General features: G+C 38.4%; 7 protein-coding genes. 5 read left to right on the forward strand and 2 right to left on the reverse strand.

Features of this window, described 5'->3' with window-relative positions; translation table 11 throughout:
* Positions 1 to 18: 18 nt before the first annotated feature.
* Positions 19 to 1338 carry a PDZ domain-containing protein gene (locus SBO79_RS12890; protein ID WP_318640804.1) on the reverse strand — a complete coding sequence of 440 codons (1320 nt, stop codon included), beginning with the start codon at positions 1336 to 1338 and terminating at the stop codon, positions 19 to 21.
* Positions 1339 to 1453: 115 nt separating this feature from the next.
* On the opposite strand from SBO79_RS12890, the gene SBO79_RS12895 reads away from it, so the two are divergent.
* Entirely contained in the window at positions 1454 to 2647 is a 1194-nt protein-coding gene (locus SBO79_RS12895) for a pyridoxal phosphate-dependent aminotransferase (protein WP_318640805.1), read from the forward strand.
* A 696-nt stretch (positions 2648 to 3343) separates the two neighbouring features.
* On the opposite strand, the gene SBO79_RS12900 is transcribed toward SBO79_RS12895, so the two are convergent.
* Positions 3344 to 10570 carry an FIDD domain-containing protein gene (locus tag SBO79_RS12900; RefSeq protein WP_318640806.1) on the reverse strand — a complete coding sequence of 2409 codons (7227 nt, stop codon included), beginning with the start codon at positions 10568 to 10570 and terminating at the stop codon, positions 3344 to 3346.
* 158 nt (positions 10571 to 10728) lie between these two features.
* On the opposite strand from SBO79_RS12900, the gene folE reads away from it, so the two are divergent.
* The 4 genes from folE to lgt all read left to right on the forward strand — a co-directional run bounded on the left by folE (position 10729) and on the right by lgt (position 14257).
* Positions 10729 to 11400 (forward strand): GTP cyclohydrolase I FolE, encoded by a 672-nt coding sequence (gene folE, locus SBO79_RS12905; protein WP_318640807.1) that lies wholly within the window; start codon positions 10729 to 10731, stop codon positions 11398 to 11400.
* A gap of 132 nt (positions 11401 to 11532) precedes the next feature.
* A complete protein-coding gene (gene cysS / locus SBO79_RS12910; RefSeq protein WP_318640808.1) occupies positions 11533 to 13020 on the forward strand; it encodes a cysteine--tRNA ligase in 1488 nt (495 codons plus the stop codon).
* 13 nt (positions 13021 to 13033) lie between these two features.
* Positions 13034 to 13276, forward strand: coding sequence for a membrane protein insertion efficiency factor YidD (gene yidD, locus SBO79_RS12915; protein ID WP_318640809.1), 243 nt, complete (start codon positions 13034 to 13036; stop codon positions 13274 to 13276).
* A 27-nt stretch (positions 13277 to 13303) separates the two neighbouring features.
* Positions 13304 to 14257 (forward strand): prolipoprotein diacylglyceryl transferase, encoded by a 954-nt coding sequence (lgt, locus tag SBO79_RS12920; protein ID WP_318640810.1) that lies wholly within the window; start codon positions 13304 to 13306, stop codon positions 14255 to 14257.
* The last annotated feature ends 527 nt before the right edge of the window (positions 14258 to 14784 follow it).

Raw genomic sequence — 14784 nt, forward strand, 5'->3', positions numbered from 1 at the left:
TCGAGAGGCATTTTTTTTTTATAACATCGCATGTAGTCGAAAAGAAATAGGAATAACTTTACCATCCCGTAATATTTCGAGCTTAATGAGTTTGTCCTCAGCCCCGCGAAGAAGTTTTGTAATTTGATCTAGAGACATCTTGTGTGCAACTTTGCCATTCAGACTAATAAGTTGATCATTTACTTTAACTCCCGCCTCTGCCGCTGAACTTCCTGTTCTCACATTAAATATTTTGAAAATAGGTTTTAGGTCAAATTTATAAACAAAACCATTATTGATTTTAGTTCCCGTGCCGTCGAAAGTTTCTCCCTTATAATTTCCGCTTATTTCTACGCGTTCTTTTACCCATTCCATGCCGTCGTGTTGCAATTTTATTCCACTTTTGTCATAAAGAAATTCTTGTTCAAAGTTTTTATTCGGCTTCAAATAGAGCATTTTATTTTTATAATCAAAAACCTGATCAAATCTTCTCATTACTTCTGCTCCTATCGATCCCAATCTATCGATTGTATTACTAATATTTTGAGTAGAAATAGAATCTGGAAATGAAGTAATAATATTCTCAAATTCAAACTTACCCATTTTTAAAAATTCAATTCTTGCTTTTGCACCAAAAATATCACCGCTGAATCCTCTACCTAAAAAATCAGGAATACTTTTCTGTGGCAGTTCAATTGAATTTGATCTATTGGCAAACAACCATAATGCATCGCTGTTTCCGTTGTCTACAAGAACTTTCGCCAACGTCTCTACTTTTCCGCTTTTCACAACAACATCAATATAAGGTTTGTCTTTAATGATTTCTACGGCAAACTTTTCAAATCTCTTGAGCTTTTGATTCATCCTTTCCGATGGTCTTTTAATCACAATCCGTTTTCGTAGATAATCGATCTCAACAAGGTAATTTTTAAAAAACGCATAGCCTAAAATGCCATTTACAGGAATTCCTACATTTGGCGAAAAATTCACTTCTTGATTCAGCACAATCAAAATACTATGGTTATCATCAAAATAATGGGGTGTTGTTAAATTATTACTTTTAGCAATTAGCGCTTCAATAGCAGCTTGACTACCCATACCCTGCAACTGTAATTTTTCTACATTTTCAAAAATTACATTCTGATTTTCGTCAAGACTAAATAACACAGTTTCGGCAACCCCGGTATCTAATAAAAAAGTTAGATCAACACCGTTTACATTGACATTTACAAAAATTAGATTACTAAGCAGTTGAAAAGGAATTTTTACTGAATTCTTGTTTTTGTCCATTATAAAACCCTCCTGCGCTTGCGAGAACAGAAAAGCAAAAAATAGTATGGTCGAAAGAAAAATTCTCATAAGAATTAATTACTTAAAAGTACTAAAATAGATGGCTACAAACCCAAATTTGATACGTTAAACTATCGAAAAAGTCTAAAAAATAGTGCAAATTTGCATATCAAAATTTAATACTATGCCTAAAGTTTCTCACAAGGGTTCTCAAATGCCCGAATCACCAATTAGAAAATTAGTTCCCTTTGCCGATATTGCCAAGAAAAAAGGACATAAAGTATATCACTTAAACATCGGTCAACCCGATATAAAAACTCCAGAGGTAGCGATGAACGCTATAAAAAATGTAGAAATGGAAGTACTTGAGTACAGCCATTCTGCAGGTTTTGAAAGCTACCGAAACAAATTGGCTGCTTATTACCAAAATCAAAATATCAATGTAAACGCATCCGAAATTATTATAACTACAGGTGGATCAGAAGCACTTATGTTTGCAATGGGAAGCACAATGGACGTTGATGACGAAATTATAATTCCAGAGCCTTTCTACGCTAATTACAATGGATTTTCAACTGCTTCAGGGGTAAACGTCGTGCCAGTTGTTTCAACTATTGATGACGGATTTGCACTTCCTCCAATTGCGGAATTTGAAAAACTAATTACTTCAAAAACCAAAGCAATATTAATTTGCAACCCTGGAAATCCTACTGGATATCTATATTCGAAAGAAGAAATTATGCAGTTGGCAGAAATAGTAAAAAAGCACGACTTATTCCTAATTGCCGACGAAGTTTACAGAGAATTTACCTACGATGGTGACATTCATTATTCAGTAATGAGCATTCCTGGTCTGGAAGAAAATGCAATAATGATCGATTCAGTTTCCAAGCGTTACAGTATGTGTGGTGCGCGAATTGGCTGTATTGTTTCAAAAAACAAGGAACTGATGGCTACTGCAATGAAGTTTGCGCAGGCTAGATTGAGTCCTCCAACTTTTGCACAGATTGCTAGTGAGGCGGCTTTGGAGACTCCGCAAACTTATTTTGACGAGGTGATCTCGGAGTATCGCGAGAGAAGAGATATTTTAATTAAAGCTCTAAAAGATATCGATGGTGTAAAAGTTAGTAGCCCTAAAGGTGCTTTTTATTGCATTGCCGAATTGCCTATCGCAGATGCAGAGAAATTTGCGCAGTGGCTACTTGAAGATTTTGACCTTAACGGAGAGACAGTGATGGTGGCACCTGCCGCTGGTTTCTACTCTACAAAAGGTTTGGGAATGAAAGAAGTTCGCATCGCTTATGTCTTAAAACAAGAGGATTTAATTCGATCAGTCGAGATATTGAAAGCAGCGATTACAGCCTATAACGCGCTTTAATTTTCAGCATTTCACTTATAAAATTTAAAGGTTGTCATTTGGCAACCTTTTTTTTGTTTCGCATTTTTTTTGGGCGAGCCCTTCGCCACAACGTTTTCGTCATTAATGAACTTCTATCCTATCAGTTTTCATAAGAAATTGTAATCTGGCTCAGGTCGGGCTTTCCGTTCCCAATCTTTGTCGTAGCTTTTGCTCCGCAAAGCCACAACAAAGGATTTGCTTCGCCAGTTCGCAAAAGCTCGGGTCCACTACTATCCCTCTCGCAAAACTTCGGTGAGATTCACCATTGCGGTTGCTAGAAATCTTTACTATCTCCAAATTAACCTCACGATAATCTGTCGAAATAATTCCAAAAGCAACTAGGTCTTTTTACTATAAGTACTTTAATAAAACAAGCTGCGGTAAAATGTGAAAATAATTTTTTCTCACGATCTTGTAATTTTTCGCTACTCTTGCAATTTTCTCAGTCCAAACTAATCACGCCCTATCACTTCCATTCCCTAGAATTAAATATCCACTTACTAAACTTCATTCGCCATTTCCTAATCTCGAATCGCCTTTCCACTCTCCTATCTCCAGTCTCCAGTCCCCAATCTCATTCCCCAATTCTCCATTCTCCAATCCCAACCCTCACAATTAGACAAAAAAAAAGCAGGCTTTTTACAGCCTGCTTTAGTTTTTATAAATTTGAAATCCTTATCGTTTTAATGAGAAATGGGCTTTAAATTCTTTGTTTGTTCCGTTTTCTAAGTAGAATACTGTAAACCAGTAATCTGATGATGGAAGTTCTTTTCCGTTGAAAGTTCCGTTCCATCCTTCGCCACTTGGACTGATTTGTTTGATTAGTTTTCCGTAGCGATCAAATATATAAATTTTTGCGCTTAGATCACTAGCTAAGGTTGGAATATTCCAAGTGTCGTTAAATCCATCTCCATTTGGTGTAAAGAAGTGTGGATAGTTAATGGCAAATACTTCCAACACTAAGTCATCTTCACATGAATTTAGATCACGAACTACTACTGTGTGTAGTCCCGGCGTGATGTTTAGGAAGATGCCGTCATTGTCTAAGAATGGACCATTGTCTAATGAATATACATAGTCTCCAAATCCTTCTACCGTAACGGTCAAGGTCTGATTGTCAGTGAACGCATTGCTTACTGTAAAGCCTTCTCCAACTGCAACAGCTGGACCTGATTTAATTACTGTAAAACTTGCTGCCGCTGATGGACATCCTAATGCACTTACACTTGTTGCTACTAACGAGTAAACTCCTGGTGTAACAGTTGTGATGCTATAAGTAGCGTCTACTGCTCCTGCAATGACAACGCCATCAAGTGACCATTCAAATGTATAAAGGGCTGGATCAAGGTTGCTATCCAAAGTCATCCCGCTGTTTAATACTCCGGTTACAAAGTCAACACATAATGCTGGATTGTCTGAAGTAATTACTGGATTTGGAAGCGCTTCGATTGTAATAGCTACCTCTACCGGAAGTGATCTACATCCTGTAGTTGTATTATTTACTGCTGCAAATAAGATTCCTGTACTTGCTGAATAAGCTGTTGCTGGATCAATTGCATTGGTTCCGTCTTGAGCATCTTCTAGAGTTGGGTAGTACGAAACTGTGAATTCTGGCGCTACTTGAGCTCCTAATATTTCGGTGCTAAACAATGTTTCTAAATCGATAATCAAAATTCCATCTGCATCTGTATCACAAGTTGCATAAGCTGTTGGTGTAGTTGATACGGCACCTTCGGCAACTACTAATGTTACTACTGCATAAGATTTACAACTCGTAGCTCCATGAGTAACGGCTACCACTATATCCTGAGGATTGGTAATATTAGTATAAAGGTTTGGCAACTCATTGATTCCTGCTTCGGCATCTGCTTGGTTTAAGTAGTATGCAAATGTGAAATCTGCAAGGTCTTGACCTTCTTCAAGTACTTCGTCGTTGTGAGCGTTTAATGTAAACTCTGCCGTTCCGGTTGCTCCGATATCACAGTATTTGTATTCGGTAGGATCGTTTAACACTGGAAGTCCATTCACAACAATATTCTGCTGAATAATTACATAACAGTTGTCTCCCAAATAATTAACCGATGCGTTCATTACTTTGATCCAGATTGTTGTTGCTGGACCTACATAATTTGTTGGATCGGCAATAGCATTTACGCCATCAATTGCATCTTGCTCGGATAAATAATATTCGAATATCAGGTTTGGATCTTCATCTGCGATATACTCTTCGTTGGCGGTCAAATCAAAGACTCCTTCTTCGCTACCTAATGTATCTTCACAACCTTCGATATCCAATCCAGCTAAATCTGTACGTGGAGTTGGCAATGGCAATACGCGAATATCCATAGTAGTATAGCTCACACATCCGTCTGCAGAGGTTACCATCACGCCAAGTGTTTGTGCATTGGCAATATTGGTGTATGCGGTTGGATCTGTAATAGCATTTGTACCAGCTTGTGCATCTGCCCAACTTGGGAAGTATACAATGCTGTATCCTACAGCTGTTCCTACGATTTCTTCATTTTTTATCGTTAGGTCAAAAACCGTCTGTGGCAAAGTGGTCGTTGGGCCGTCGTCACAAAGTGACAATGGCGTTGGACGTGTAAGCAAGATTGGTAAGTTGACACTAATTTCAAAACTCTTAACTGCGAAACAATCACTATTATCATCATCTATACGAACCCAAATCGTTTGTGGATTTGAAGTGTTGGTATAGAATGTATCTTGGATAATCGGAGCTACTCCAGCATTGGCTGCAGCCTCAGATGTATAATAAGTTACTGTATAAGGTCCTGCTCCTGTTTGTGCATCTACGATAATTGGGGTTTGAACAGTCAAGTCAAAAGTGGTAAAACCATTTTGATTGTTGCTATCCTCATCACATTTTACAATTGGATCAAGTGCTGGAATTTTTGGCGCTGCTGTTACATTTAGTTCGATTGCTAGAATGCTGAAACATCCGGTTAGCGTGTTTTCTGCACGTACCCAAATAAAATCTATAAAGGCAGTGGTATTTTCAAACGGACTTGTCTGAGCAGTAGTTCCTGTTATTGCATCTTGCTCGGTAAGGTGGAACGTCACATCGGTGTTTGGTTCTCCTTGTAATAAATCGGCAACAAGCGCATCTAGATCAAATATCGCAAAACCATTTCCATCTTGATCACACTCTACAACAGGTCCTGTTGGTGGGTATAAAACTGGTAGTGGCACTACACGAAGATCCATGCGGCTTGTTACAAAACATCCAGTAGCAAGATTCTTTACAGTAACCCAAATAGTTTGAGCGTTGCTTATGTTGGTGTATAAAAACGGAAGCGCATTGGTTTGTGCCTCGGCATTTGCTTGGTCAAAGTAAAAAGTTACTTCCATTCCGTCTTGACCGTTTAGGATCATCGGAATAGTTGATTGCAAATCAAATTCTTCTGTTTGATCTCCAGGATTGTTTACATCACAAAGGGTGTAAGCAGGAATTGGAGCTGCTACAAGTGGCAGTGCATTGACAACCAAATCCAACGAAATAACGTCAAAACATCCAGTATCATTATTCTCTACTCGTACCCAAATAGTTTGAGTAGTAGAATTATATGAAGTTACATTCACAATTTCGGCCGTTCCTGCAGTCGCATTTGCTTGTGTAGGATAGAAAGAAACGGTGTGAGTTGTAGGGTCTATAGTATTTAAAATTCCGGCGATTGCAGTAGTCAGATCAAAAGCAGCACTACCATCGGCGTTGTCGTCACAAACTTCCAAAGCTGGAATTTCGGTGGCAACCGGGGTATTATTCACAATCAATTGAAGCTCTACAATATTCGAACAACCTGTAAGTGCAAAAGAGACATTGACCCAAATTGTTTGAAGGTACGGAACGTTGTTATCATAAATTGAAGGCAACGCATTTTCGCCAAATTCTGCATCAGTTAGAGTTTCATGGTAGGTGATAGTAACACCTGCAGGCACTGGACCTCCACTAATTTCTTCATTTGCATCGGCTAAATTAAATGTGCTCCAACCATCGCTATTTGGATCACACACTTCAAGAGGTGTTGGCGTATTTGCCGTTGGCCCTTGGGTTACATTAAGCTGTACTTGAGTGGTATTAAAACATCCTGTTGCAGTATTTTCTACTCTAATGAATACAATTGCTGGTCCGCTCACATAAGGAGTTGGCAGCGCATCAACATCAGCGATGGCATCGGCAAGAGTTAAGTGATACGTTATAACGATACCTGTTGCACCATTCACTTGCGGATTGTTTAGATTTAAATTAAAGGAAGCAGTGTTCACTATTCCATTGCTACAACCATTCATTGCTGCTGGCTCATTGGCAATAGGACGTGCATTGACTACTAGATTGAAAGAAGTTACGGCAAAACATCCGCTTACGGTATTTTCTAGTCGCACCCAGATTTGCGCAGACGCACTGTTGTAAGGAGCCGCTGTACTTATTTCGGTACCGGCAACTCCACCTTGCGCTAATGCCTGAGATGTGTAGTAAGTAACTTCAATATTTGCTTGACCGTTGATGATTTCAGCGGTTTTTGTATTTAAATCAAATGCTTCTATCCCATCTTCAGGAATACTTGTCTCACATAATTGGTAGGCTGTAATTGGCGCAATAGCTGGTTTTGGATTTACAACTAATACCAATGTAGTTGTACTAAAACATTCTGGCGACAATGGATCAAAAACTCGTACCGTTAAAGTATAGGTATTTGCGTTGATGATGCCATAGTTGGTAACATTGGCAATCGGCGTTGTAGATGTATCTGTTTCAAAATATTGAACAGTTAGTCCTGAACCAGCTCCTGCTATCTCATCATTTTTTGTCGTTAAGTTAAAAGCGGCAAGACCATCGTAATTGTCATCGCAAACTTCAAGTGGCGTTGGATCTGTGATGGTAGGAGGACTACCGACTGTAATAGCGGCAGTACCTGTTTGCGCTTGACTGCACGCCGCAGCAGTTGCATCACTCACATTGACCAAATCTACATTCACAGTTCCTACAGTAGCAGTTGAAATTGGTATAGATACAGAATTTCCTGTAGTAGTCGTAATTGTTTGTGGTGCACCACCATCAATAGTATAGGTAAAAGTATAAGGTGCTGTTCCTGCAGCTCCAGTAAAAGTTACCATTGGCTCTGTCGTATTTTGACAAACCGCAGTAGTTCCAGAAATTGTTGCAGTAGGCAAAGCTCTTACGGTAATAATCGCAGTACCTGTTTGATTTTGAGTACAGCTAGGAGTACCTAAATTTTGCACACTAACTAAAGTATAAGTTGTGTTTCCAACAGTTGCGGTTGGTGCAGATATTGTTGCAACACTGCTTCCAGCAGCACTCGTAACTGTCTGAGGTGCTCCGCCATTTACTGTATAGGTAAAAGTATAAGGAAGTGCGCCACCAGCTCCGGTAAAAGTAACCGTAGGATTTGTGTCATTTTGACAAACATTTATTGTACCTGCAATTGTAGCAGTAGGAAGCGGTGCCACATTAATAGTAATAATTTGCGAAACACTTCCTGTACATCCTGTATTTCCACTAGCACTTACTAATTCAACCACTGTCGTAGTTTGCAAGTTTGAAAGCACTAGCGTATTATTAACTGGCGAAACTGTTATAGTTTGATTTGTACCTCCATTTACATTATAAACAATTACAGTTCCCGCTGCAGCATTAAATGTAATTGTCGCAGATTCCCCAACGCATATATTAGTACTACTTGAAGAAATTGAGGCTCCACCTCCAGCACCCACAATAACTATAATTTCTTGAAATGGTCTACAAAGGGGATCGATAGGAGTCGGATTTGCAATTGCATATACATAATATGTTCCCGGAGTATTTGGAAGTGATCCTGGCGTACCTAGAACTGGCGCATCATAGATCGCAAATCCAGCGGCATTGGCAGTTGCAAAGCCAAGTGGGATTCCACCACTATAAACGGTAGCTGCAGTTTGTTGGGAAGTAAAATAAACATACGAAATTCCATCTGCAGCAGTAAAAGATGTCTCTACTGAAAAAGGCGCTGGATCTGCATCAGGACATAAATCTTGTTGAGGCGAAGGATTTTCTATAATCGTAGATGACACTAGGAAATTTCGAATATAAATACAACCTCCAGCATTAATATTTTGAACACTCATCCATATTTCTTGTCCATCACTAACAAATAGCGTCGGATCGGCAATAGGATTGGCAACGTTTTCGGCATCAACTAAACTAGTATGAAAAGCAATTTCATAATCATTCGGATCTAATCCCGCTAAAATTGTTGCAGTGTTCTCTGTAAGATCAAATTCGTTAGTACATTGGACTAAATCAACTGCTTGCGCGGTCTCATTTGGAAATACTTCCACGAGAACATTTTTTGATAAAGTAATTAAATCTCCACATACGTTATATACCGCTGTCGCTGTATAATTGGTAGTTACAGTTGGAGCAACATTTATAGTAGTATTATTTCCCAAATCATTTCCTGCATCATCAGTCCAGTTAAAAGTAACTGCCGATGGACCATTTGGTGTAAATCTCCATGCTTCATTTGAAGCTGACCAGTTTCCAGTATTTCTATTTGGTGGAGTATACGCTAGAGTACCTGTTGCATTTTGAATTCCTATAAGTCCACGACCACTCTCGAAACTATTACATGGAGTTCTATTTTGCACATAAACTTCGATTATGTTAGAAATTTCATATATAACGATTTGATAGGTCTGCAGTCCGAAATTAGTACCACATTGAAAATGCCCTAAGTGATAAAAGTTAATTACCAATTTTCGACAAGGATAGTTACCCATTAATTGATAATTTACTGAAACTTCTGGAGGTGACTGCGATGGATTTGTATCTTGCAAAATTCCATAAATAGCGTTTTTCCAAGGAAATGCTGTATTAGGAATTGTCATTGGAAATTGATATCCCGATCCAGAGTTTGCCGGGTAACTATTAAAGGACACTAGTCCATTTGAACCAACGTTTGCTGTAGTAAATTTATTCCCAAAGAAACAAAAGTCAAAAGGCAGCGGAATATCTCCCGACCACACATCATCTGTTCCTACAGATACAGGAGTAAAACCAGGGCCAAAAAATGCTGCTTGTGGACAATAAGGAATTGACGAAACCTCGTAAGTTGTTGTAGTACCAAGATCTTGATAAGAAGCTGTAAGTTCTCTAACATCTCCAATTTCGCAGATAGGTTCGATATTATTAAATAAATCTATATTACCAGCCAATACTGTGGCGCATCCATTTGAGTTTATAGTTGCAGAAGCATTCTGAGCAGTAATCGGATTATTACAACCATTAAGTGTAGCTGAAAGCAAGGTATATGTAGTTGTTTCTTGTATTAATGGAGTTGTAAATACCGCGGTTCCCGCAGCGTCTAAAGTAACTGTACTAAATAAATTTGAACTTGACTTAATTATTACAAGAGCTCCCGGAGTCCCGGTTATTGTAAAGCTAGCAGAGTTATTTGGGCAGATTGTTACGCCTGTCGAAATTGTAGCAGTTGGCAAATCTACCACTGTGACAGTAGCAGTACCATTTTGTAATTGAAAACATCCTGGAGTTGCACATGAAACGCTAACTAGCGAATAAGTGAATACTCCTACCACATCTGTGGGTACAGGAACAGTAACGCTATTAGATATTGTTGATGAGACTGTTTGAGGTAGTCCGCCATTAATCGTATAAACAAATGTATACGGTGCACTTTCACCACTTCCAGTGAAAGTAATTACTTGAGAAGGAGTGTCTTTACACACTGTCGCCGTTCCACTTATTGTTGCCGCGGGCAACAATACCATATTAGTAATAGGTGTTGTAGATAGTGCAGACTCATCGATATTGTTGCCAAATACACCTGTGAAGATGAAAAGTAACAATAATAAGTAGGCTTGTTTCATATATAATAAAGTTTGAGACGGGAAATTTACATAAAATTAACAAATAAAACCAACCAAACTTTCAAAATCTAAAAATTTAACAGCGACGGTCTTTTTAGAATTTTATTAATTATCTTTGCATTTCGAAAAAGTTCAACAGAATACAAATAATAGTATAGATGATAAATCCTTTGGATGTAGATCAAGAAATCGGCGATAATCATATTGCTAGTAGTGCAGAAAACCCGTTACGTAGTGACGCATTTGTCCTTACAGATGATCAAAAAATTGAATCAATCAAAAAGGACGTTTACAACATCCTTCAAACTTTAGGAATGGATCTTACGGATGATAGTATGCAAGGCACTCCTAATAGAGTAGCCAAGATGTTTGTAAAGGAAATATTTGGAGGTTTAAATCCCGATAGAAAACCAAATCCATCTGTTTTTGAAAATCCATATAAGTATGGAGAAATGCTGGTTGAAAAAAACATCACAGTTTATTCTACTTGCGAGCATCACTTGCTTCCTATTATAGGACGTGCACATGTTGCTTATATCTCGAATGGTTCAGTTATTGGTTTATCTAAAATGAACCGCATCGTTGAATATTATGCGAAACGGCCTCAAGTACAAGAGCGACTAACAATGCAGATTGTTCAGGAGTTGCAAAAAGCATTAAATACCTTGGACGTTGCCTGTATTATTGATGCAAAACATTTATGTGTAAATTCACGTGGTATTAAAGATATTGAAAGCAGTACCGTTACTTCAGAATTTGGCGGACGCTTTAAGGAAGAAGCCGTACGAAGAGAATTACTTGATTATATAAAAATGGAAACTAAATTCTAAATTTAGAACTTAGTTTTCTGATGAAAACCAATGCCCTAGCCCTGATTGCAGCGGCATCCTTTTTCTTTTTTTCTTAGAAAAAAGAAAAAGATACAGCGGAAAGCAGGAAAAAGCTCCAAATAAAAATTAAAGATGACTCCCTTATACAAAACTCAAGAGGTAAAAATTTACAATTCGCTCAGTGGCGAAAAAGCAGTCTTTGCTCCTATTCACGAGGGAAATGTGGGTATGTATGTCTGCGGACCGACCGTTTACAGCAATGTTCACTTAGGAAACGTGCGTACATTCATGTCATTTGATGTGGTTTTTAGATATTTTTTGCATCTGGGATACAAAGTGCGGTATGTGCGAAATATCACCGATGCTGGTCATCTCGAAAATGATGCGGATTCTGGTGAGGACCGAATAGCAAAAAAAGCGCGCCTCGAAGAATTAGAGCCTATGGAAATTGTGCAGCGCTATACTGTGGATTTTCATAATGTGCTAAATGCTTTTAATTTTTTACCGCCAAGTATTGAGCCAACGGCAACAGGACATATTGTAGAGCAAATAGAAATTATCCAAGAAATTCTAGACAAAGGTTTTGCCTATGAAGCCAATGGATCTGTCTATTTTGATGTGGTAAAATACAATGAAAATCATCATTACGGAAAGCTTAGCGGACGTAATATTGAAGATATGTTGAATAATACACGTGATCTGGACGGGCAATCTGATAAAAGAAATCCACAGGATTTTGCACTTTGGAAAAAAGCGGAGCCCAAACATATTATGCGTTGGAATTCTCCGTGGAGCAACGGTTTCCCTGGATGGCACTTGGAATGTACAGCGATGAGCACCAAATATTTGGGAAACCACTTTGATATTCACGGTGGTGGAATGGATTTAAAATTCCCACATCACGAATGTGAGATTGCCCAAAATGAGGCGGCAAAAGGGTGTGATCCAGTCAACGTTTGGATGCATGCGAATATGCTTACGCTAAACGGCAAAAAGATGGCGAAATCTACCGGAAATTTCATTTTGCCAAGTGAAATTTATACCGGTGAGAACGCTATTTTAAGCAAGTCTTTTACACCATCGGTAGCTCGATTTTTTATGCTACAAGCCCACTACCGAAGTATATTAGATTTTTCTGATTCGGCAATTGTTGGCGCAGAAAAAGGATACATCAGATTGATGGAAGCAGTAAATCTTTTGGATACTCTCCCAATTTCTTCAACGTCGACCGTAGATGTGGCGGCTTGGAAGCAGTCTTGTTATGATGCGATGAATGACGACTTTAATAGTCCAATTTTGATCGCACAATTGTTTGAAGGTGCAAAACATATTCACGCAGTTGCGACTGGCAAGGAAACACTTTCTAGTGAAGGAATTGCAGATTTAAAAAATACAATGCATTCGTTTTTGTTTGATGTTTTGGGATTGAAAGCTGAAAACGATACTACTGCCGAGGACGAAAAGAGATTGGAAGATGTTGTAGAAATTTTGATTACGATGCGTAATTCTGCTAGAGCAAATAAAGATTTTGCCCTTTCTGATAAAATTCGTGACCAATTGCTTGAAGCTGGAATCCAATTGAAAGACACAAAAGAAAAAACAATTTTTACGACTAAATAAAGAGAAAAAGGCAATGTTGAAAAAGATTCTAATAGCGCCTTTTATTTTTTTGGTACAAATTTATAAAGTCGTACTTAGCCCGATCTTGCCCGCCGCTTGTAGATATGAGCCCACCTGCTCCACCTACATGATTGAGGCTTTGCAAACTCACGGTCTATTTTACGGACTTTTTTTAGGATTAAAAAGAATACTAAGTTGCAATCCTTGGGGTGGAAATGGCTACGATCCTGTTCCAGAGAAAAAATGCAAACATTAAAATAAATAAGAAAATAAATAAAAGTTTATGACCAACGCACTTTATATGGTTTGGAATCCGTCGGAGGGAATAGACCTCGGAATTTTGATGATTCGGTTTTATAGTTTGATGTTTGTGGTGGCTTTTGGTCTCGGCTGGTACATTATGAAGCGTATATTTGAGCGCGAAAATGAACCCGTAGAAAATCTTGACACCTTATTTATCTGGACCGTTCTTGCAACTTTGCTTGGAGCTCGTTTGGGTCATGTGTTTTTTTACGACTGGGAATATTATCGCAATCATTTAGTTGAAATTCTTTTACCGATTCGTGAAAATGCCAACGAAAGTATTTTATTTTTTCAAGGTTGGGAATTTACAGGATTTCAAGGACTGGCGAGTCACGGAGCAGCGATTTCAATTATTTTGGTCATGTATTTTTACAGTAAAAATGTTTTAAAACGTCCCTTGTTATGGATTTTGGATCGTATAGTAATTCCAGTGGCGAGCGGTGCGATTTTTGTCCGATTGGGTAACTTTTTTAACTCCGAAATTATTGGTGAAGCAACCACTTCTCCTTTTGGAATTAAATTCTTGCACGACGCTTTTTCAGCTCAAGATGCACAGCAGTTAACGCAAATTCCTGATACAAAAATGGCTTACGATGCGATTGCAACTAGTCCACAATTTGCAGAATTGCTCAATCAAATTCCAGCAAAACATCCTGCACAACTCTATGAAGCGGTGGGCTATATTGCAATTTTTGCCGTACTATACTTTATGTATTGGAAAACCGACGCGCGAAATAGACCTGGACTGTTGTTTGGAGTTTTTCTAGTTTCACTATGGTCGGTGCGATTTATAGTGGAATTTATCAAAGAAAGTCAAGGTGGTTTTGAAAGTGCTTTAGGCCTTTTCTCAACCGGACAATGGCTAAGTATACCGTTTATAATCGCCGGACTATTTTTTATTATTCGAGCTAAAAAACTTCCAAATACTTTGTAATATTTAATTTTCTAAATATATAAAATTCCTGCTATTTTTGATGGTGGGAGTTTTTTTTTGGAGCTGTTCGCGCTATTCTCTGCAATTCCTCGTGGCAACACTTTTTTCCCAATGCCATAGAAGGATCCCGATTGCTATCGGGACTAAGGTCGCTCTTTTCTGTCAGGAAAAAATAGTCTTGCTGCCTGCGGGATTTCCGTTATTATTACGGCTACGAAGTAGGATTTACGAAGTAGGATTTACGAAGTAGGATTTACGAAGTAGGATTTACGAAGTAGGATTTACGAAGTGGGATTTACGAAGTAGGATTTACGAAGTAGGATTTACGAAGTAGGATTTACGAAGTAGGATTTACGAAGTAGGATTTACGAAGTAGGATTTACGAAGTAGGATTTACGAAGTAGGATTTACGAAGTAGGATTTACGAAGTAGGATTTACGAAGTAGGATTTACGAAGTGGGATTTACGAAGTAGGATTTACGAAGTAGGATTTACGAAGTAGGATTTACGAAGTAGGATTTACGAAG

Origin of the sequence: Flavobacterium ardleyense, assembly GCF_033547075.1 — a bacterium.
Classification (GTDB): Bacteria; Bacteroidota; Bacteroidia; order Flavobacteriales; family Flavobacteriaceae; genus Flavobacterium; species Flavobacterium ardleyense_A.

Coding starts and splice junctions, on each gene's coding strand:
- yidD (WP_318640809.1), top strand. CDS start 13,034: ATGTTGAAAAAGATTCTAATAGCGCCTTTTATTTTTTTGGTACAAATT.
- cysS (WP_318640808.1), top strand. CDS start 11,533: ATGACTCCCTTATACAAAACTCAAGAGGTAAAAATTTACAATTCGCTC.
- SBO79_RS12895 (WP_318640805.1), top strand. CDS start 1,454: ATGCCTAAAGTTTCTCACAAGGGTTCTCAAATGCCCGAATCACCAATT.
- SBO79_RS12900 (WP_318640806.1), bottom strand. CDS start 10,570: ATGAAACAAGCCTACTTATTATTGTTACTTTTCATCTTCACAGGTGTA.
- lgt (WP_318640810.1), top strand. CDS start 13,304: ATGACCAACGCACTTTATATGGTTTGGAATCCGTCGGAGGGAATAGAC.
- SBO79_RS12890 (WP_318640804.1), bottom strand. CDS start 1,338: ATGAGAATTTTTCTTTCGACCATACTATTTTTTGCTTTTCTGTTCTCG.
- folE (WP_318640807.1), top strand. CDS start 10,729: ATGATAAATCCTTTGGATGTAGATCAAGAAATCGGCGATAATCATATT.